The 21,298-nt window shown below is 49.1% G+C and carries 19 protein-coding genes; 10 read left to right on the forward strand and 9 right to left on the reverse strand.

All coding sequences use genetic code 11. The annotated features are described in order from the left end of the window. The first annotated feature begins 136 nt into the window (after nucleotides 1-136). Entirely contained in the window at nucleotides 137-1,747 is a 1,611-nt protein-coding gene (locus tag ACOI06_RS03770; RefSeq protein WP_420661172.1) for a rhodanese-like domain-containing protein, read from the forward strand. 43 nt (nucleotides 1,748-1,790) lie between these two features. On the opposite strand, the gene ACOI06_RS03775 is transcribed toward ACOI06_RS03770, so the two are convergent. From ACOI06_RS03775 to ACOI06_RS03810, 8 genes are all read right to left on the reverse strand, one after another. After that, the gene (locus tag ACOI06_RS03775) at nucleotides 1,791-2,579 is read right to left on the reverse strand and encodes a phosphatase PAP2 family protein (RefSeq protein ID WP_420661173.1); all 789 of its coding nucleotides are present in this window, start codon (nucleotides 2,577-2,579) and stop codon (nucleotides 1,791-1,793) included. Next, nucleotides 2,576-3,799 (reverse strand): glycosyltransferase family 9 protein, encoded by a 1,224-nt coding sequence (locus ACOI06_RS03780; RefSeq protein ID WP_420661174.1) that lies wholly within the window; start codon nucleotides 3,797-3,799, stop codon nucleotides 2,576-2,578. The genes ACOI06_RS03775 and ACOI06_RS03780 overlap by 4 nt, the downstream gene beginning before the upstream one ends. A 52-nt stretch (nucleotides 3,800-3,851) precedes the next feature. Beyond that, nucleotides 3,852-4,814: a lysylphosphatidylglycerol synthase transmembrane domain-containing protein gene (locus ACOI06_RS03785; RefSeq protein ID WP_420661175.1), complete on the reverse strand. Its 963-nt coding sequence runs from the start codon at nucleotides 4,812-4,814 to the stop codon at nucleotides 3,852-3,854. Next, on the reverse strand, nucleotides 4,811-6,313 hold the full coding sequence (locus tag ACOI06_RS03790) for a glycosyltransferase family 39 protein (protein WP_420661176.1): 1,503 nt from the start codon (nucleotides 6,311-6,313) through the stop codon (nucleotides 4,811-4,813). Before ACOI06_RS03790 ends, ACOI06_RS03785 begins: the two co-directional genes overlap by 4 nt. A 109-nt stretch (nucleotides 6,314-6,422) precedes the next feature. Next, nucleotides 6,423-7,403, reverse strand: a complete 981-nt coding sequence (locus ACOI06_RS03795; protein ID WP_420661177.1) for a 1-phosphofructokinase family hexose kinase — start codon at nucleotides 7,401-7,403, stop codon at nucleotides 6,423-6,425. Beyond that, nucleotides 7,400-8,932 carry a tripartite tricarboxylate transporter permease gene (locus ACOI06_RS03800; protein ID WP_420661178.1) on the reverse strand — a complete coding sequence of 511 codons (1,533 nt, stop codon included), beginning with the start codon at nucleotides 8,930-8,932 and terminating at the stop codon, nucleotides 7,400-7,402. The genes ACOI06_RS03795 and ACOI06_RS03800 overlap by 4 nt, the downstream gene beginning before the upstream one ends. A gap of 46 nt (nucleotides 8,933-8,978) precedes the next feature. After that, nucleotides 8,979-9,425, reverse strand: coding sequence for a tripartite tricarboxylate transporter TctB family protein (locus ACOI06_RS03805; protein ID WP_420661179.1), 447 nt, complete (start codon nucleotides 9,423-9,425; stop codon nucleotides 8,979-8,981). A 345-nt stretch (nucleotides 9,426-9,770) separates the two neighbouring features. Continuing rightward, nucleotides 9,771-10,031, reverse strand: a complete 261-nt coding sequence (locus ACOI06_RS03810) for a hypothetical protein (RefSeq protein ID WP_420661180.1) — start codon at nucleotides 10,029-10,031, stop codon at nucleotides 9,771-9,773. A gap of 77 nt (nucleotides 10,032-10,108) precedes the next feature. Between ACOI06_RS03810 and ACOI06_RS03815 the strand changes: the two genes are divergently transcribed. The 8 genes from ACOI06_RS03815 (at nucleotide 10,109) to ACOI06_RS03850 (ending at nucleotide 20,030) form a co-directional block, all read left to right on the forward strand. Next, entirely contained in the window at nucleotides 10,109-10,894 is a 786-nt protein-coding gene (locus ACOI06_RS03815; RefSeq protein ID WP_420661182.1) for an IclR family transcriptional regulator, read from the forward strand. 150 nt (nucleotides 10,895-11,044) lie between these two features. Next, nucleotides 11,045-13,858 carry an aconitate hydratase gene (locus ACOI06_RS03820; RefSeq protein ID WP_420661183.1) on the forward strand — a complete coding sequence of 938 codons (2,814 nt, stop codon included), beginning with the start codon at nucleotides 11,045-11,047 and terminating at the stop codon, nucleotides 13,856-13,858. 215 nt (nucleotides 13,859-14,073) lie between these two features. After that, a complete protein-coding gene (locus ACOI06_RS03825; protein ID WP_420661184.1) occupies nucleotides 14,074-15,039 on the forward strand; it encodes a Bug family tripartite tricarboxylate transporter substrate binding protein in 966 nt (321 codons plus the stop codon). 95 nt (nucleotides 15,040-15,134) lie between these two features. Further along, complete coding sequence (locus tag ACOI06_RS03830) at nucleotides 15,135-15,923, forward strand: YggS family pyridoxal phosphate-dependent enzyme (protein WP_420661185.1); 789 nt, start codon at nucleotides 15,135-15,137, stop codon at nucleotides 15,921-15,923. 135 nt (nucleotides 15,924-16,058) lie between these two features. After that, entirely contained in the window at nucleotides 16,059-17,648 is a 1,590-nt protein-coding gene (locus tag ACOI06_RS03835; protein WP_420661186.1) for a L,D-transpeptidase family protein, read from the forward strand. A 17-nt stretch (nucleotides 17,649-17,665) separates the two neighbouring features. Further along, nucleotides 17,666-18,241 (forward strand): YcbK family protein, encoded by a 576-nt coding sequence (locus ACOI06_RS03840; protein ID WP_420661187.1) that lies wholly within the window; start codon nucleotides 17,666-17,668, stop codon nucleotides 18,239-18,241. 76 nt (nucleotides 18,242-18,317) lie between these two features. Next, complete coding sequence (locus ACOI06_RS03845; RefSeq protein ID WP_420661188.1) at nucleotides 18,318-18,785, forward strand: hypothetical protein; 468 nt, start codon at nucleotides 18,318-18,320, stop codon at nucleotides 18,783-18,785. A gap of 45 nt (nucleotides 18,786-18,830) precedes the next feature. Beyond that, a complete protein-coding gene (locus ACOI06_RS03850) occupies nucleotides 18,831-20,030 on the forward strand; it encodes a mechanosensitive ion channel family protein (protein WP_420661189.1) in 1,200 nt (399 codons plus the stop codon). Nucleotides 20,031-20,161: 131 nt separating this feature from the next. Here ACOI06_RS03850 and ACOI06_RS03855 read toward each other — a convergent pair whose 3' ends face one another. After that, nucleotides 20,162-20,821, reverse strand: coding sequence for a nitroreductase (locus tag ACOI06_RS03855; RefSeq protein ID WP_420661190.1), 660 nt, complete (start codon nucleotides 20,819-20,821; stop codon nucleotides 20,162-20,164). A gap of 138 nt (nucleotides 20,822-20,959) precedes the next feature. On the opposite strand from ACOI06_RS03855, the gene ACOI06_RS03860 reads away from it, so the two are divergent. Then, nucleotides 20,960-21,235: a hypothetical protein gene (locus ACOI06_RS03860; protein ID WP_420661191.1), complete on the forward strand. Its 276-nt coding sequence runs from the start codon at nucleotides 20,960-20,962 to the stop codon at nucleotides 21,233-21,235. Nucleotides 21,236-21,298 lie beyond the last annotated feature (63 nt).

Here is a 21,298-nt window from a genome sequence, read left to right on the forward strand (position 1 = left end):
GAGGGCACGGTCAAATGTATTTTGTCTGTGCCTTTTTTAATGGTGTTTTTGTTGTGAAGGCATCTTTCCCATTAGACTTCAGGCATGTAGGTTGTTCAAAACATTCAAATAAATGAATCCCAAAAAAGGAGAAGGCATGACAGCGACAGATATTCGTCAAGTAGACGCAAAAACGCTTAAAGAATGGTTACACGATGGATCTGAAATCGCGTTGCTTGATGTGCGCGAAGCCGGTCAGTTTGGTGAATCCCATTTGTTGCTGGCGATGCCATTGCCATACAGCGTATTGGAGCTTGACGTGCAACGTCTGGTGCCCAGACTCAATACCCGCATTGTATTAGTGGATGAAACTGGCCAAGATGTAGCGCCATTGGCTTTTGAACGTTTACGTGAACTTGGTTATACCGATCTGCAGGTCTTAGAAGGGGGCGTAGCTGCTTGGCAAAAAGCGGGGTTCGAATTGTTTGCGGGCGTGAACGTACCTAGCAAAGTGTTTGGTGAGTTGGCTGAGCATCATTTTGAAACACCTCACGTGAGTGCGACTGAACTGAATCGTTGGCAGCAAGAAGGTAAAGACTTGATTGTGCTGGATGGTCGCCCTTTTCATGAATACCAGAAAATGAGTATTCCCCAGGCCAAATGTTGCCCAAATGGCGAGCTGGCCTTGCGCATTGATGATCTGGCGGTCTCGCCAGACACGACGATTGTGATCAATTGCGCTGGGCGCACACGCAGCATCATTGGTGCACAAACATTGATTAACTTGGGTGTTCAAAATCCCGTGGTTGCGCTCGAGAACGGCACACAAGGTTGGTATTTAGAGGATTTGAATTTAAACCATGGCAAAGACGAGCGCTATGCGGAGATTGACTCGACCCAGGATTTGAGTGATCGCCTAGCCCGCTCACAAGCTTTGGCGCAACGATTCTCGATTCCGACGGTGGATGCACACACATTACAGAGTTGGTGGCAAGATGGTGATCGCAGTGTGTATCTGTGTGATGTTCGCACGCCCGAAGAAAACAAACGTCAACCCATTGCCGGTGCGCAGCATGCCCCGGGTGGTCAATTAATTCAAGCGACCGATCAATACATCGCCACACGTGGCGCACGGGTTGTGGTGGTTGATGATGATGGTGTTCGCGCACCGGTTGTCGCAAGCTGGTTATATATGTTGGGCTGGGATGTGAATGTCTTGCCACCCCAAGAAATTGAAGCGTGGACTGCTTGGTATAACGCGCACCAATCGGACAAAGCCAGTGCTCCTGTCTTGCCAGCATTGTCTGAATTAGATATGGAGGGTTTAAAGTCGCTCCTCCAAGAAAACGTGCCTGTTCTCGATATTCGACTTAGTCTGACTTATCGCGATGGACATATTGCAGGTGCGCATTGGACGACGCGCCCAATTCTGACACAGACTTTGAAAGATCTGGGTTCATCGGTTGATCGAGTTGTGTTGCACGCGAACGATCTGCGAGTGGCACAGTTACTGGCCATGGAACTTCAGGCACAGGGTATTCAGTGCGCCGGGGTTTTTTTGGGATCTTTGGGGTCGCTCCAAGAGGCTGGCGTGTCCACTGAGTCCACACCAGATATGCCTGCAGATGACGCTTGTATCGATTATTTGTTCTTTGTGCACGATCGTCATGATGGCAACAAAGAAGCTGCGCGTCAGTACTTGAAGTGGGAAACAGGACTGATTGCACAGTTGGATGAACAAGAAAAAGCGATGTTCCGTTTCGCGTAAACGAGGTGCGCTAGCGCAAGATGTTAGAGTCTTGCGCTAGTTACTAAGATGATCGACGGCGCAACGTCATCGGCACAAAATGAAATAAAGTGGCGATCACAATCACAATACCCAGCGTTTGCAACGGTTTGATGAGTTCGATTTCTAGACTGTGGGTTGCCAAGATATAAACACTGACCAGACCCATAATGGCCGCTAAGCGTGTCAGCCAGCCTTGAGGATCAAACCAGCGCTGGGGTAGTTTGACAAAAAGCTGTACTGCCATTAATCCAAAAAACAAACCAATCGCTGCACCCGCGAAAACGTCTGATGGCCAGTGCGCACCGACTGCCGTGCGCGTGACACCGCTGATGATAGCCAGCCCGAACAACCAGATGCCGTGGATACGATAAGGTTGTTTAAGACTGAAGTAGAGAGTGGTCGCGATTGCGAAGACGGTGAGTGTGTGCCCAGACGGCATGGAGAGCGCTTCAAGCACGTCCCCAACAATGCGGAAAGTCTCACGATCTAGAACGGCTGCAGGCCTAGAAACATCCAGAGAGTTTTTAAGAATGCGCCCTAGTAGACCGGCCATTAAACCGGCTGCAGCACTTGCCACCAAAGGCCGAGGTGCAAAAATAACCAATGGAAATGCGAGCGCTAGCAATCCCCAACCATTGCCTAGAAACACAAAAAAGGCCAGTGTTCCATCTGACCAGTGCTGTCCAAACTGGTTAAGGGCATAAAACAGTTCGACGTCGGTGATGAATAGCCGCGAACCGAACCAGATGAGTAACGGGATGAGGGGCAAAATCCAAGCACGGCGACAAAAGACGGGGTGATGAGCGCTCAAGCGTTTTCCTCGATTTGTTGTTGTGTGACTTCAAAAACATCATGAACCTGAATCGCTTGCATACAGACGTTGTCTTTACAGGCTGTTTTTCTGTGGTTGGCGGCACTCACACAGGGTGAGCATGCCAAGCCTGCGGTGATCGCGCGTGAACGCCCACCCAATGCGCCATACAGGGCCGGTGTTTCAGGTCCAAATAAAACCACAGTGCGCAGTGGCGTGACGGAAGCAAAGTGCGCGGGTCCCGAGTCATTGGTGACCATGACACGCGCAATGCTATAGAGTGCAGTCAGTTCGTTGAATTTGACTTGTCCCGCAAAATTCAGAACTCGTGAGTTGCGTGACAACAGTTGCACTTGTGAAACGTAATCGAACTCTTGAGGGGAGCCTGTTAGCAAGATGATCGCATCTGTGTATCGTTCTAGCAGCTGATCGGCCAAGCGGGAAAATTGGATTTGTGACCAGCGGCGCTGCACCAACAGCTCACTGGCGTTGACGTTGAGCAAAATGAGCGGCGCTTTGTCAAAATCAAACTCGATGCCCTGTTTGGATGCAAATTGCTCAATACGTTCGCGCATGGCTTGTTGATCGGCTTCTGGGACCTGTGCTTGTGCAAGCTGAGTGAGCGTATCGTCAATGCGAACTTTGCTGAAAGGAATTTCTGGTTCGTTACTAAAGGTTGCGTGAATGAGTGACAGAAAGTTTTTTGAGATATGGATATGCGGGTTGTAATGGACTTTGTGGGTCAGCATACCGCCACGCCACAAACCTTCACCATGGAAATTATGATATCCAACACGTCGATGGGCACCACTTAGTCCGGTGAGTAAGGCTGTGAATCGAGAAAACAATTCCAGGTCGATGACGGTGTCGATTTTTAACTTGTGAATGCGACGCAAACAACGCCATGTGTCGAGTGCCAAAGGGACTAAGCCGCCGGCATCGATCGTTAAAATGCGATCGGCTGGGACGGTTTGTAGTAGATCTAAGCTTTGCGCATTGCTTTTGAAGATCAGAAAATAAATCTCCGCCCCTTCATCAATCGCGGCTCGCATGGCAGGGTCAGCCAGAATGGCACTCCCCATTTCTGAAAGTTCGATGAATAAGACGCGATTCGGTTTATCAGATGAGACACGACGCTGTCGCCACCAGTCTCTGAGTTTGACAAAAGGGGTGATGAGCGCACACAGCGGAATCCCCGCGAGGCGATCAATCAGGCGCATGTTATCGACACTTAAGCTCATAGTGAGTGGATTATAGACATCAGATCATTGTTTAGGTTGTTGTGGGTTTTGAAATGACGCGGTTACGTATCAAAAACCAGCCTGCAGGTAAGTAGCACACCACGATGATTAGGCCAAAGCTTATAGACGCTAAAACGGTCGCGGAGGCGGGTACGGACCAGATGGCAAGGACTGCAGATAAGGTCGATTCACGCAGACCCCAGCCAGAAATACTGATTGGTAAAATCATTAGGATCGTCAAGGCAGGAATGCCAATCATAATGGCTTCAAAGGGAACTTCAACGCCATATGCTTTGAGGCACAGTAAAAATCCGTAGAGCGTGAGCAAATGAATCAGAATGCCTAAGAGCAACTGCCCCAAACTGGCTGGTATGGCGATTGTGGTTCGAATAGCGGCAAGGGCACCCGGCAATCTCAGACGATTTAAAATTCGATCGACCAGTCGAGTGTGCGGCTCCAGTGCCATTAAAACGCTCACGATGGTAAAGCCGATGCCGATCAGACCGAGAATGAACCAACCGATCCTGGGTGCCCAAGGGATTAAGAACACGCCCGCCAAAATCAGACCTGTGGCCCCAATAAGCACGTTAGTCAGTAGACCAATGCCGCGATCGAGGGCGACATAGAGAACGCCATATCGCAGTGCGGGATGGTCTGAAATGTGTTGATCACGCGCGCTCAGAATGGCACGATATGTGTCGCCTCCAAGCGTGGAAGGTAGACCTTGGTTAATCAGGCCGCCTGCAAAATACAGTGCAATGAAACGTCGCCAGCTTAGCTTCAATCCCCCTGAGCGGGCGATCCAACCCCAACGGATTGCTGCCAGAATATTGGTTGTCACCATGACCAACAAAGCCAGAACTAACCAGCTAATAGAGAGTTGATTGCGTGCGTCTTGCAACGTCTCCCACTCGATAGGGCGCAATGCCAACCATAACAAGGCAATGGATAACGCCAGTCGAATTAGAGTCCACAGTTGACTGCGCTTGATCATGGCTGCCCCTGCCAGTTTCGGCAAACTAAGAACTCAAAATTCGAGACTACACGCGAGAACCGCATGCTTTCAAACGAGGCTGTCAATTCGCATGTCTCAAAAAGTTGATCACCCACCGGTGCGGGATAGGAGGCTTGTGACCAATTGACGAACAAGGTGTCTTGTCCTGCTGAAAAATCGCCATACCACAGGTCAAATTGATCAAAACGATCATCTAGCACAATCACAGGCAACGGTTTGGCATACCAAGCGAGTCGGCTGGCAAGTGTCCAGTTGCGCACACTCAGTGTATCTAGGTTGTTTTGTTCGGCGATTTCACGCGCCATTTGGCCTGCTTGTTCCCAACCCCATAAGTCGGCCAGTGGGTTTTTTTGATGAAGTGGATGCTGTGCGCTCAGACCGGGGACACCAATAAAAAATAACCCTACAAAAGCAAGCGTACACAAGATTGCCTGAAACCAGGCGAAACCCGCCAATAAACGGCGTTTACCTTGTTGCCAAGTGATGGCCAGGGTTGGGGCAGCCAGCGCAATAATGGCGATCCAAGCAGGCGCCATCCAGTGGGGCAGGGTGCGTCCGCCACCTGCCATGACGGCGGTGATAAGTAATGGAAGTAACGGGAAGCTGGCCAGTCCGAATAAAACTTTCGAGCGTTGTGTGCGCAAAGCCATGAAGAGCCGAGTCAAAGCCACAATGACAAGGGGGCCAAATGCCACGACCTGCAAACCGATAAAGGCGCCAATGCGGTAAGCACGCCACTGGCCACCTTGACTGTGAGCGATTTGATATTGAAAAGAAATCCAATCATGAGTGGCATTCCAGAAGACAACTGGACTCACCAGAACTAAAGCAATGAACCCAGCCAACCAGGGGCCAGGTTGTAAAAGCCAGCGCCAGCCCAAATTGAGGCATAGAAAAACAATGACGGAAACGGCATACAACACACTGGTGTACTTAGAGAGACCGCATAAGCCCAGTAAGACGCCTAACCAGACCCAGTCGAGCCACTTTACCGAGGGTTGTGTGCTCAGTTTTAGCGTGGTTTGCATGAGGGCCAGGATGAGCACCATGAGCAAAGTGTCGGGTAGCAAACCAACGGCTAGTACGTGAAGCACGGGTGCCAGCAAAATCAATAAAACGGCCCAGTGGCCTGCTTGCCCGGGTTGTAAGGTTTGAGCCCAGTTTGGGATTAGATTGCGTAAAGTTTCCGCCAGCTGCCAAGCCAGTAGCGTTGCCAGTAACCACAGAAACTCCGGGACTAACCGTAAAACCCAATCCGGTTGATGACTTAAGACCAGAGGCCACTGAATCCAGCCGACTAAAGGTGGATGATCGAAGTAGCTCCAATCTAGCCAATATGCATAAAGTGCATAATGCGCTTCATCGACGGAGAGTGTCAGAAGACCACCGAAGACCCCATGAATGATGAGACCCACGGCAATGAGCCATAGGGTCTTGGGGTATGTGCGCAAAGTGAGAAGATCGGGTTTGATAGGCACTGCCGCCTTACTGGTTGAAAATAAACAAAATCAAAGTGCAAGGTTAAGCGCAGGATTTTAGCCCAGTGTTCGTCTCCACATACTCATTTTTGAGAGCTTTAGGAATGTATTAGCTGAGCAAAGTGTTTAGTGGTTGTACTTTGACGTGGTCGGCGTCACGAAGAATCGTTTCAGGATCAAATCGCAACTGTCCTTGTGTTTGTAAAGCAGCCGCTGCGCTGGCTGTGGCAATTTGGCTGGCTCTCGTTAAGTTCAGTCCTTGATCCAGCGCCCAGACCAACCCACCTACAAAACTGTCACCAGCCCCCACGGTACTTGTGACTTTGACAGGAAGTGCAGGCACATAAAGACGTTCAGAACCTTGACAGACGAGTGCGCCTTCACCGCCTAAAGACAAGGCCACGCCTTTGACAGGGTGTGTTTGCATGAGCGTGTGACAAGCTTGCTCACATTCTTGTAACGTATTTAAAGGCAGACCCATGAGATCTTGCAGTTCATCACGGCTGGGCTTGATCCAATCAATTTCTGATTGAATCGCCTGAGAAAGGGCAGCCCCCGACGTATCGAGGATGATTTGTTTGCCGGGTCGACGAATTTGATCGATTACTTGACGATAAAAGTCATCAGGTAAACCAGGTGCCAAACTGCCACTGAGAATGAGCCAACGGGCTTGAGCTGTACAAGTTTTAAGGGTCTCAAGACAACGCTGTGCTTCATCTTCACTCAGCGTGGGGCCAGGTAGAATGAATCGGTATTCTTGTTCTGTGGATGTTTCGTAGACTGTGAAACATTGCCGACTTTCTTGGGCAATCGGGATTGGCAAGCATTCAATACCATCCGCTGTCAGACGACTGAGGATTTCTCGTCCGCGCCAGCCACCACTTGTGAAAGCGGCTGTACTCGGGGTGCCTAAGGAATGAATGACTTGGGCCACGTTAATGCCACCACCACCGACTTGTTCTTGTTCGGTTTCGCAACGTAGCTTTTCACGATGCACAAGACGCTCGACACGGGTTGCCACGTCGAGCGTCGGATTGAGTGTGACCGTCAGAATTCTGACGGTCACACAAGTGGAGTCTTGCAAAATCACGATAACTCTTTCGCTTCCTCTCGTTCATGCTCCAAGGTTTTAGCGCGTAAGAAAACTTTGGCTGCACTAAAGAATGACCACAGTAAAATAACTGCTGTAATCACCAGAATCCACATACTGATTGGACGATCAATAAATGTGGCCATGTCACCGCGAGACAGTAAGAGTGCGCGGCGCATATTCTCTTCCATCAAAGGTCCGAGAATAAAGCCTAGTAACAAAGGTGCGCCCTCAAAATTTAGCACCATGAGGAAGTAACCAATCACGCCAATGACGGCGATCATATAGATGTCAAAGGTATTGTTGTTGACACTGTAGACACCCATCATGATGAACACCAGAATCGTTGGGTACAGCAAACGATAAGGAATGTTCAAAAGTGATACCCACATTCCAATCAATGGGATGTTCAGAACCACTAGCATGACATTTCCGATCAAGAAACTGATAATCAGCCCCCAGAATAGATCAGGCTGCTCAACCATGAGCATGGGGCCAGGCTGAATACCGTGAATGATTAGGGCGCCCAACATCAGAGCCATGGTGGCACTACCTGGAATACCGAGAGTCATGGTTGGAATAAAGGCGGCTTGCGCTGCAGCGTTGTTGGCCGATTCTGGTGCCGTGACACCCTGAACAGCACCCTTACCAAAGATGGTTGGATCTTTAGCCACTTTCTTTTCAACCGCATAAGCCACGAAAGCAGCAATCGATGCACCAGTACCTGGTAATGCACCAAAGAAACCTCCAAGGACGCCACCGCGTGCGATTGGACCTGCACTGACTTTGAGATCTTTTTTGGTGGGCAGCATGGATTTGAAAGTGATTTTTTCTTTAATCTTCGATCCACGGGAAACCGAAATACTCTTGACGATTTCAGAAATGCCGAACAGACCCATGGCCAGTGCAACCAGGCTGATACCATCCATCATCTCAGGGATATCGAAATCAAAACGGGCAATACCGGAGTTGATATCGGTACCAACCGTTCCCAATAGCAGACCGAAAACCACCATGGCTAGGCCTTTAGCCGGTGATCCAGACGCCAAGGTTGAAGCGGCAACTAAGCCTAAGACCATCAACGAAAAATATTCGGCAGGCCCGAAACTCAGCCCAATCTCCACAATTGCAGGTGAAAACAGAATCATGGCAGTCACCCCAGCGATACCGCCAGCCAGCGAAGCGATGGTCACCATGAAAAGGGCAACACCAGCTCGACCGCTTTGAGCCATGGGATAACCGTCCAGACATGTCACAGCTGCGGCTGCTGTGCCTGGCAGGTTCAGCAAAATAGAAGCGGTTGATCCGCCATATTCGGCACCGTAATAAACGCCAGCCAGCATCACGATCGCAGCAGTCGGTTCAATGTGATAGGTGATAGGGAGCAGCAATGAAATGGCGGCCAATGGGCCAATGCCGGGCAGCACACCCACGAAAGTGCCTAAAAAGACACCGATAAAACAATACATTAGGATGTTGGGCTGGAGTGCCGTTTGAAATCCTACAATCAGACTATCTAAGAGTTCCATGAAATGATTCCTTCAGATGACAGTGGTTCGAATGACGTATGTGGGATTAGTGAGACCAAGGCCACACAGGAATCACCATGCCAAGTCCGAAGATAAAGATAAGCCACGTTATGAATGCAACTGCGATTGACAGCAGAATGCGACTTTTCCAAGTCATATCCACACCAGGTATGCTGCTGAAAATAATCATGGCGATGGATGAAATGATTAGACCTGTGCTGTCAAGCAAGAGTCCAAAGGCCACCACACCGATCGTGCACCAAATCAAACTTTTCCAGTCAATGCGAATGATCGTGCCTGTTCTGAAGAAAGCCGGAATTGCAATAAAGACGCCTAATCCAGCCAAAATAATGCCTAGTACGACTGGGAAAAATCCTGGGCCCATTCGTTGCAGTTGGCCGATTTGGTATTTTTGCCCGTATATCGCGGCAAATGCACCAATTAATATCATGAGCAGGCCGCCCAGTATGTCTCGATAGTCTTTACTTGTCATAAGTTCCCCGTTTGCCATCATCAGACAGCGTTTTACTTTGTTTTATGAAAACAGTAGTTTGACTAAACCTGCTGCGTTGAGTCACTTGGTTGCATTCATAAATGAGTTCAACTGTACGATCGTACAGTCTATTGCACGATATCGCCGTAGTCTGAGCTGTGAGCGTTTCTGTGTATCAGAAATCTTTGATTCTCTTACTCAAAAATAAGCGAGCCTGAACATAACAGATCTTCAATGTTTCATGAAATCTGCGCGTAGTCATTCATCAGGCTTCGACAGTTTAGAGATCACAGCAGAATCGTGCATTCAGGGTTTGTCCCAATAAAATCAAGTTCAATTATGTTTTTAGAGTTTCTGGTTGTGTAAGTTTTTGTTTCTTTGACGCAAATCAAAATGGAAATCAAAGTGCATTAAATTTGGATTTTGAATGAGTCGTGATGAGAGTTTTAGAGTGAGTGTATAAAACGTATAACTCATGGTGGCGTACATAATAATGGTCAAGATCAGTCCATTAGCGAGTTGGTTCGGGCGTTTTGGCTGTTGTTCTAAAACAACAAGAGCGTATTGAAAAAGACTGATGGTTGCTTTTGGTTTTGCTGCGTTCATGGTGTTTTTATTACGAATGCTCGGATTTTCAGCGTGTTATAAATATTTGTTCATGATTTTTTGTAAGTAAGTAATGCATGGAACCATCTCAAAAAACGCCCAGTCAGGCTGCGGATAACCGATCGCTCTTGCGCGGTCTGGAGCTGTTGCGGGCATTTCGCCCTGGCATTGATGTGCTCAGCAATGGGGAGTTGGCAGAACGTGCCAATCTGCCCAAATCGACGGTGAGTCGGTTAACAGGGACACTGGTGCGAGCGGGATTTTTGCAAATGGACGCCCGAACCGGAGGCTACCGGCTTCATGCTACGGTCTTGGGATTGGCGCATGCAATGCGCAGTGGTTCATTCATTTTGCACCATGCTCTAGATGCGATGCAGGATGCAGGTCGTGAATTACGCGTGAACGTCGGACTTGCGATCGCAGACCAAGACGAAATGATCTATTTAGACACATTGCGTTTTGGTCCTAATGCGTCATTGCGTAAGGTGGTGTCGGGACAACGCGTGCCGATGGCGGTGACTTCTTTAGGTCGTGCTTATATGAGTACGCTTCAGGGCAAAGAACGGCGACTGCTTTTACAGCGTTTACGACAACGCCATGATCGTGGTTGGACGGAAATTCGTCGCCAGATCGATGACAGCATGTTTCAGCTCTATGACAAAGGCTATTGCGTTGCGAGCTGGCAACCGCAGGTGATCGCCATTTCAACGCCTTTGGTGTTTCAGCATGATCCAACCCATGTCTTGAATATGAGTCTTTATACCCAACGCAGTCAGGAAGCGGTTCGAATTGACTTGGGTCCAGAGTTGCTGAAGTTGCGTGACACGATTTTGCGTCATGTGGAACAAGCCAATAGCGAGTGATTTAAGCGTGTATTGACGCACTCTTGCATCATTTCTCACCATGCGACTATTCGGTTTTAATTGATCGATTGTGATATTGTGGAAACCACGAGCATTGCGGATTCAGATTCGTTTGAATTGCATGGCTGCCATCATTTAAAGGAGCGTGAAATGAGTCAATTGAATAGCTTCGACTCTAGGCAAGCACTCAAGGTGGGTGATAAAACCTACGACATCTATGGGCTTGACGCCGTCGAGAAGGCCGGTTTTGATGTCAAAACATTGCCTTACAGCCTGAAGATTCTTCTAGAAAATCTATTGCGTACAGAAAATGGATCGGATGTCACAGCCGACGATATTAAGGCGTTGGCACAATGGGATCCGACGCAATCTGCCAGCCGTGAGATCGCATTTACGCCTGCGCGCGTGATTTTGCAGGACTTTACCGGTGTGCCAGCGGTTGTGGACTTGGCTGCGATGCGTGAAGCCATGGCAGCCCTAGGTGGCGATGCGGATAAGATTAATCCGCTGGCACCGGTTGAATTGGTGATTGACCACTCAGTCATTGTCGATGCCTTTGGTAAAGAGTCTGCATTCGATACAAACGTTGAGACAGAATACGCACGTAACTTAGAGCGCTATCAGTTGTTGCGCTGGGGGCAGACTGCTTTTGATGACTTTAGAGTGGTGCCGCCGGGTACGGGGATTGTTCACCAGGTCAACTTAGAGCATTTGTCTCGGGTGATTTTTACACGCTCGGATTCGGATGCGAACCTCGCCTACCCAGACACCTGTGTGGGGACAGACTCACACACACCCATGGTCAATGGCTTGGGTATTGTGGCCTGGGGCGTGGGCGGTATTGAAGCAGAAGCTGCGATGCTCGGTCAGCCAATTTCCATGCTGATCCCTGATGTGGTGGGCTTTAAATTAACAGGGTCCTTGCCAGCAGGCACAACAGCCACTGACTTGGTGCTTACCATTACGCAAATGTTGCGTGAGCATCGTGTGGTCGGAAAGTTTGTTGAGTTTTATGGGCCAGGTGTCGCTGCCGTACCCTTGGCTAACCGCGCCACGATTGGAAACATGAGTCCCGAGTATGGTTCGACGATTTCTATTTTTCCGATCGATGAGGTCACATTGAATTACATGCGTTTGACAGGCCGTTCTGAGGAGCAAGTTGCTCTGACACGTGCTTATGCTCAGGCGCAAGGTCTCTGGCATGAGCCAGATGCCAATCCGCGTTATAGCGAAAGACTTGAACTCGATTTGTCCACGATCGTGCCATCGATTGCCGGACCTAAGCGTCCACAGGATCGCATTGAGTTATCAGAATCCAAGCCAGCGTTTCGTGGTGCACTGACTGCCTACGTGAATCATGATGAAGAGCCTCTCAAAGGGTACGATCGGTCGATTGCGGGCTCGTTCCCAGCCTCAGATGCGCCTTCACATCAACAGTCATCAGTCGTGTCGCGTGCACCAGACGATCACGTCGAAGATGCACCTAAAGACGGATATCGGGAAAGTAAGCCTGTTTCGGTGACGTTTGCAGATGGATTCACCGGAACGATTGATCATGGATCGGTCGTGATCGCCGCGATTACATCTTGCACAAACACTTCGAACCCGATGGTGATGATGGCGGCTGCGCTTTTGGCACGTAATGCCGTGAAGAAAGGATTGCAGCGCAAACCTTGGGTTAAAACCAGTTTGGCACCGGGTTCGCGCGTGGTGACTGATTACTATGACCACGCAGATCTGACACAGTATTTAGATGCTTTGGGCTTTAACTTGGTCGGTTATGGCTGCACAACGTGTATCGGAAACTCCGGACCTTTAATTCCTGAGGTGAGTCAGGCTGTCACCGAAAACGATCTGGCCGTTGTGTCTGTTTTGTCAGGTAACCGAAACTTTGAAGGTCGTATCCACGCCGAAGTCAAGATGAACTATCTGATGTCGCCGCCGTTAGTCGTGGCGTACGCTTTGGCGGGCACGATGGATATTGATCTGTATAAAGAGCCACTGGGGACTGATCCGCAAGGGCAGCCAGTCTACTTGAAAGATGTGTGGCCTGACGCCGCCGAAGTCGAAGAGTTTGTACGCAACTCTATTGTGGCTGAAATGTATGAAAGTGGTTATGCGGATGTGTTTGCGGGTGATGAGCGCTGGCAAGCCTTACCTAAACCGTCTGCTTCGACATTTAAGTGGGAACCGGATTCAACGTATGCACGCCGACCACCCTATTTTGATGGGATGGGTAGAACACCTGAGCCTTTGCAAGATATTCACGGTGCACGCGTATTGGCCAAACTGGGTGATTCGGTCACGACTGACCACATCAGTCCAGCGGGTTCTATCGCTCGCAAGTCTCCGGCGGGCCAGTATTTGCTAGAGCATGGTGTCAAAGAGAAAGACTTCAACTCGTATGGTGCACGTCGTGGTAATCATGAAATCATGATTCGAGGCACGTTTGCCAACGTACGCTTGCGCAACCAATTGGCACCAGGCACGGAAGGTGGCTTTACGCGTGATTTCACACAAGCGGATGGACCCGTGACGACCATCTTTGATGCGTCTAGAGCCTATATTGCACAAAACACGCCGTTGGTGATTCTGGCGGGTGCGGAGTATGGGTCTGGATCATCGCGTGACTGGGCCGCTAAGGGGACTGCCTTGTTGGGTGTTAAAGCCGTGATTGCACAATCTTACGAACGGATTCACCGTTCGAACCTGCTCGGCATGGGTGTCTTGCCCTTGCAGTTCCCCGAAGGTCAAAGCGCAGAATCTCTTGGTTTAACGGGCGAAGAAACCTTTGAAATTACAGGTATTACTGCACTGAACACGTCGGATCAGGTGCCGGTGGTGCAGGTGCGTGCCGGTGATGTAAGTTTTGAGGCAAAAGTACGCATTGATACACCAAGTGAAGCCGCGTACTACCGTCATGGTGGCATCATGCAGTACGTCTTAAGGAGTCTACTCGACTAAGGCTCAAGAAAAGCATGAGGTGCTCTGTGTAAAACTTACACAATGTTTGTAAGTGCACTGAGCATTTCTTGCTTTTGTGTGTTATCTTTTGCCAAATACAGTCTGTGACTCGAATGTAGTCTGTGAGTGTTATAGATTTGTACTTTCCCCAAAAAAAGATCTGAGAATTAAACAGCGTGATCGCTGTTTTGGATCAAATAAAATGGAGTTATGCGATGAAACGCACTTGGAAACTGGGCGCCGTGATGACGGCTGTGATGGTCATGGGCGGTGTGTCAGTTGCACATGCAGAGTATCCGGAGAAATCGGTTCGTTTAGTGGTGCCTTTTAATCCAGGCGGTGGTACAGATACGCTGTCGCGTTTGGTGGCTAAGCGTCTGGGCGATGGAATTGGACAACCTGTTGTGGTGGATAACAAAGGTGGTGCGGCTTCCATGATTGGTACCCGTATTGTGGCCACCAGTGAGCCCGATGGTTACACTATGTTGGCTGGCGCCAGTGGTCACACCATTAACCCATCAATGTACAAAGACCCAGGTTACGATGCGACTAAAGACTTTGTGTGCTTGACGCATGCCACAAACCAACACATTGTGTTGGCTGTGCCTGCAAACTCGCCTGTGAACACCATGGAAGAGTTTATCGCCTACGCAAAAGAGAACCCAGGTAAATTGAGCTACGGTTCTTCTTCATTTGCCACAGGTCTGCCTATGCAATTGCTCATGGCATTGACTGATATCGACATGACAGACATCCCTTACAAAGGTTCTTCACCTGTCATGACTGATCTGATCGCAGGTCGTCTGGACGCGACATTTGGTGCATTGGCCACCATCAAGCCGTTCATTGACAGTGGTCAGGTTAAAGCACTGGCACTGGGCGATAACAAGCGTTCAAAAGTATTGCCAGATCTGCCCACAGTGGCTGAGCAAGGCGTGCCTGAGTTCCAAGCCGCATTGTTTAACGGTTTCTTTGTGCCAACAGGTACACCTCAAGAAGCCATTGATCGTCTGACCAAAGAGTTTGCAGTCATGTACACAGAGGATGACTTTGTGAAAAGCGTGACTGACGCCGGTTTTGAAGTGGTCGGGACTGATGCGGCTACATGTGAAGACACTGTGAAGCGTGATCTGGAGAAGTGGGCCATGGTCGCCAAGCGCGCAGGGATCGTACCGCAGTAATTCGGGTGCTTTAAGCGCAATGACAAAGACCCGCTTAGGCGGGTTTTTGTCATTCTAGGGCAGCCATTGCCGAATTTAAATTAAGGAGTTAGACAATGCCTTCGACGTTACCGACGCAAACTCGACATGCTTTGCATGGTCAATATCCCCAGGCCAGCAGCGTAGATGATTTGTTACACAATCGTGCGCAAATCCAGTTACGTATTGAAGCGGCTTGTCAGCGAGTGGGTCGAGATCTGAGTGAGGTGCGTCTACTGCCTGTCAGTAAAACTCAATCGCTGGAGATGATTCGGCTGGCTTATGCGGCTGGATGGCGTCTGTTGGGCGAGAATAAAGTTCAAGAAGCGCAGCGCAAGTGGGAGGCTACGCAGGATTTGCATGATCTGCAATGGTCTGTGATTGGTCATTTGCAAACGAATAAAGCACGACATGTGGCACAGTTCGCCAGCGAGTTTCAGGCGCTTGATAGTCTACGTTTGGCTCGTGCGCTGGATCAACGGCTGCAAAACTTCAATCGACAGCTCGATGTGTATGTCCAGATCAACACCTCTGGTGAAGACAGTAAATACGGCTTGTCACCCGAAGAAGCGGTTTCGTTTGTCAAAGAATTGTCTGCCTTTGAGACACTTCGTGTGCGTGGTTTGATGACGCTGGCCATGTTGAGTACCCAAGCTAAAGAGGTTCGTCAGTGTTTTGTACGACTTCGTCAGTTACGCGATCAGTTGCAACAGACTGTACAGTCACCCGAAGACTTCACAGAACTATCCATGGGTATGTCGGGTGATTTTGAGATTGCGATTGAAGAGGGTGCAACAGTTGTGCGTGTTGGACAGGCGATTTTCGGCGCACGCTCAACGCCAGACAGTGCGTATTGGCCGAGTTGATCTGACTTCTGACGTTGTATTGGTACAAACTCTCGGGGGTTTGTCAGACTGGTTGCTTGCGGTATAGCACAATATGATTCAGAAGACATTGGGCGATTAGCGCCTTAATTAATATAATAAAAAGGATTATAAGTCATGCGTTGGAGACAGTCGGTACAAAAAATGCTTCCCTGGACCGTCTGGTTTTTTCTGGGCGCGCAATTTGATGTGGCAGCTGCAAATCCAGATGATCAGATCGAGGTGAATTGGTTTGAACGAGGCCAACCGACCGCCTTGGTGGATCAGGCACTGGCTGTGATGCAAGCCGCCGACTTGGATGGACTGGATCCTGAGGATTATCAGGTGACGAAACTACGTCAAGATATTCAGGCTATTCAAGATGCTTCGACAGGTACAGATCAGGCACAAGCGATTGCTCAGCTCGAGCACAACTTGATGACGAATCTGACGCATTTCTTTGAGGATTTGTCGAATGGCCGAGTTAAACCCCAGGAAGTCCATCACAAGTATGATGTGAAGACAGTCAAGTCCGTGGATGCGCAAGCCTTGACGCATCAAGCCCTCTTGAGTGGCAATCTGGGTCTGACGGTGGAACAAGCAAAACCCATGTTCCCGTTATATGGTCAGTTGCGCCAGTGGTTGGCAAAGTACCGGGCGTTGGGAGAACCTTCTGCCTGGGATCAGCCTTTAGTCATGCCACGGGGCAAGAAGCTCACATCAGGTCAACCGTATCAAGATTTAGCACGTCTAAAAGAACGTCTGGTGATACTGGGTGATCTGTACCAACCAGCTTCGACTCAGGCCGAAGAAGAGCCTGACACGATTTACGACACACAGACAGAAGACGCGATCAAACGCTTTCAAGCACGCCATGGTTTAACCGTTGATGGCGTGATTGGGCCGGCAACGCTGGCGGCTTTACAAGTTTCCCCTAAAGAGCGGGCTGAGCAGATTGCTTTGTCAATGGAGCGATTGCGCTGGACACCTTTAACACAGGGTGAGCGAGTACTGGTCGTCAACATACCAGGTTACACTTTGTACGGTTATGAGGTTCAGGCCGATGATGATGTCAATCTTCGATTACAGATGCCTGTGATCGTGGGACGTGCGGGACGCCTTGCGACCCCTGTGTTTGATGAAACAATGCGTTATATCGAATTCAGCCCGTACTGGAATATTCCGATTTCGATTGCCCGTGGTGAAACCATGCCAGCGATTGAACGCGATCCAGATTATTTTACGCGTCAGCAAATGGAGTTTGTCAGCCGTGACGGTAAGGTTTACACTGACGTGACACCGGATCATCTCGAAGCAGTGCAGCGCGGAGAAATGCGGATACGGCAAAGACCTGGACGTTCAAATGCGTTAGGTGGTGTGAAGTTCATCTTTCCAAATAGCATGAATATTTACATGCATCATACACCTTCGACTGGGTTGTTTGCGCGCAGTCAGCGTGACTTCAGTCATGGCTGTATTCGGGTGGAAGATCCTGTGGCGTTGGCACAGTTTGTCCTGCAAAACGATGTGGAGTGGGATGAAGCCAGAATTCGTCGGGCGATGAACACGGGACGTTCTGTGACTCTTAAGCTTAAAGAGCCTGTGCCTGTAGTGATTGCGTACAGCACAGTCATGATTGGCACGGATGGTCAGATTGCTTTTTATCCAGATATCTATGGTCATGACAAACGTTTGTCACAAGCGTTAAACCGACATCACGGAAAATAATCAAGGAAGTTTTTTATATGAGTCAGAAATTAATAAGTCCGTCTACAGGGGTTACCCGTCGACGTTTATTAATCGCTTCAGGTCTGGGTTCTCTGTTTGTGAGTGCTCCGACTATCGCCAAAGTCACGTCACCGGTGATGGCGAAACTCGATAAGCAAATCAATTTGAATCATTTGCATACAACTGAAAGTATAGGGGTTGTCTATGCGCAAGGTGAGCGTTATGTTGATCCGGCGCTGACACAGTTGAATCAGTTTTTAAGAGATCACTACACGCAAGAAGTGGGTGTAATGGATCCTAAACTTTACGATATTCTGTTTGATATCCGCGTCTTGTTGGGTGTTCGTGAGCCCTATGAGATCTTTTCTGGTTATCGCAGTCCGTTTACGAATGAACGGTTGAGAAACACGCGTGGTGGCGGTGTCGCCAAAAAAAGCCTACATATGGAAGGGCGTGCAATCGATATGCGTTTGCTTGATGTGCCACTAGAAGAGTTGCGTGATGCTGCCATTTCGCTTGAGCGCGGTGGCGTGGGTTTTTATCCAAAAGATAAATTTGTCCATGTGGACACAGGTGACTTTCGAACTTGGTAATACAGGTGGGTAGCGGTTGCATTCTACGCTCAGGTCTGTACACTAAAAAGAAGCTTGGCAAGCCACAGGAGTTCGGATGGATTATGACCTGTTGAGGGCGACACACATTCTGTCTATGGTGCTTTGGATAGGCGGCATGATGTTCGTGCAGTGGTTCTTGCGTCCAGCACTGCTGCATCTTGCAGCACCAGAGCGGGTGATGCTCCTGCAAGAAGTGCTCCTACGGTTTTTTAGGGCGGTGATTGTGGCCAGTCTGGCCATGCTGATTTCCGGCGCTTGGATGCTCTCCAACATGTTGCTTCGTTTTCGGCGCGCAGATTTGCCGTTTGAAATGCCTATCTCTTGGTGGGTGATGACGATCGCAGGCACTTTCATGGTCGGTGTCTTCTTCCACATTCGACTTAATCTGTTTGTCAGTCTGCGGGCAGCTTTGCAATTTAATGATCCCGAGCGTATAGCCAGTGCCTTGTCAAAAATCCGAATCTGGGTGTCAATTAATCTAGTTCTGGGTTTGCTTATCATTGTGACGATGTACGTGTTTTAAGGCGTTTCGTCAAAACCAACAAAAAGAGAAGGAAACTTTTCAGGGATGGAAAATTTTAAGGCGTCATTTGGTGATTTTTGGAACATTGTGCAAGATGTTTGGACGACGGGGGTCTTTGGATACTCCGTGGGCAATGCATTGATCGCAGTTGTCATTTTTTTGATTTTTTATGTCTTTCGCGGCCTCTTTAAAAGAGTGGTCTCCGGTGTGCTTCACCGTTGGCTCAGTAAAAAACGCATTGATGAAAAGAAACACCTTGATCAAATTCTGATTGAAGCTTTGGGCGGCCCACTGCAATTGGCATTTGTGACCTTCGGTCTTTTCTTTGCATTTCAATATATTGGATTTCAAGGCGAGATGGGTCTATTGGCTGACCGCATTATCCGTACCTTGATTTCTATCGCGATTTTCTGGGCCCTGTATGATCTGATCTCGCCCGTCAGTAATGTGCTGACCAGGCTTGAGCGCGTGCTAACTCGCGAAATGATTGAGTGGCTGGTCAAAGGGATTCGCTGGGCGGTCATCTTTCTGGGGGCTGCAACGATCTTGCAGCTCTGGGGGATTCAGGTCGGTCCGATCCTGGCTGGTCTGGGACTCTTTGGGGTGGCCGTGGCACTGGGTGCACAAGAGTTGTTCAGAAACCTAATCGGTGGTTTGTGCATTTTGTTAGAAAAACAATTCCGTAAAGGCGAATGGATTCTTGTGGAAGGGGTGGTTGAAGGCACGGTCGAACACATTGGTTTTAGATCGACTCGGATTCGACGTTTTGATGCGGCGCCTGTGTCTGTCCCAAATATGAAGTTGTCCGATGCCGCGATGACGAACTTTTCCCGCATGACAGCGCGCCGTATTTCTTGGAAAGTGCCTCTGGAATATCGCACTTCGATCGAGAAGCTTTCTCATATTCGTGCCGGTATTGAGAAATACCTTACAGAAAACGATGCATTTGTACAGCCGCCCAGCGCATCGCTTTTTGTGCGCATTGATTCATTTGCCACATCTTCGATTGATCTGATGATTTATACCTTTACCCGTACGACTGTCTGGGGTGAGTGGTTGCAACACAAGGAAGCCTTGCTCTACAAAATCAAAGAAATTGTCAGTGAAGCGGGCGCAGACTTTGCATTCCCAAGTCAGGCAATCTTTATTGAAGAGTTCCCTAAAGACGTCGCACGTCCGTTTTTACCACAAGCGCAAGATCAGGAAGCTTCTGATCAACCACCGACACCCAATGCGCAATCCTGATGCAAGCATGATCTGTAATCGTGATTTGCAGAAACTGCAAATGTGTTAAAAGTTGGATACTAAAATTAAAACAGCCAGTTCGGATGAACTGGCTGTTTTAATTAATCGCTTGTTTTGTGTGATCTTGCTTATCAGTCAAACCATTGTGTGAAACTATCCACACTCTCGCGTGCACTGTGATAGGCATTCAGAGGGGCGTCTGGATCAGGGTATCCGATCGACATGCCGACCAGTAGCTGTTTGTCATCCGAGATTCCCAGTGTGTCACGCACGATTTTTGGATAGTTGCTTAATGAGGCCTGAAAGCAGGTCCCTAAACCATGTCCGACAGCGGCCAGCGCAATGCCCTGTAGAAACTGACCAATATCCATCAGCGACCAGTTGCTTAGGTTTTTATCCATAAAAATAAAGAGTGCACAGGGTGCCCCAAAAAACTCAAAGTTAGACAGTCGCAAGGCTTCACGTCCTGCCTTGTCTTCGCGCGCAATATTGAGTACTTCAAATCGGCGCATGTTATGCGTTCGAGCGCGATCACTATGCACTTGAGGCCATGATTTTGGATAAGGCATGTCAGAATGACCCGGTTGATCGATTGCTGCCTCACGTAATCTCATACTCAGAACGTCACGTGTTTTGCCGGTTACGACCGCGACTTCCCAAGGTTGTGTGTTGGTGAATGAGGCGCTACGCGACGCCAGCCTTAGAATATCTTCGAGTGTGTCTCTGGAAATGACATCGGGTTTGAATCCGCGGATGCTGCGTCGATTCTCAAAAAGTTCATTGAGTTTCATGAGTATTGTGGCTCCTGCGCTAAGATCAATCAATGGTATCTATTGTGCCTCAGAGATGTCGCTATGTTGACGTTTGGTCTTACAAACCGGATCAATGAGGCGAAGAAGTGGAGAGTAACGTTAGTGACTGAGTGGAATATGAACGGCTCTGGCCGCGTTAAGCGCAATCCAAAGCAGCACGAACTGGCCACGTTCGCCAGTGGCAAGCAATACAACGCCGACCTGAATGCCAGCTACAACATTGGTGCCCGTTACTGGGCATGGAAACTCAAGCTGACCCACCGAAAGGATGGGCAGTTGCCAGCAGACAGAAGCTCTGTCGGCAAACCGAGAATACCGGTCACGCTCTCAACCCTTTGGAATAACTCCAAAGGGCATTGCGGAGCGAGAAGCCCCTTATCATGCGCAGCATGATGAGAGGGTGTATTCACGTTGTCGTAAAAATAGATAGGCCTGCCGTTCAAGGCAGGCCTGATT

The sequence above is a fragment of the Orrella sp. 11846 genome (genome assembly GCF_048820935.1).
GTDB lineage: Bacteria > Pseudomonadota > Gammaproteobacteria > Burkholderiales > Burkholderiaceae_B > Algicoccus.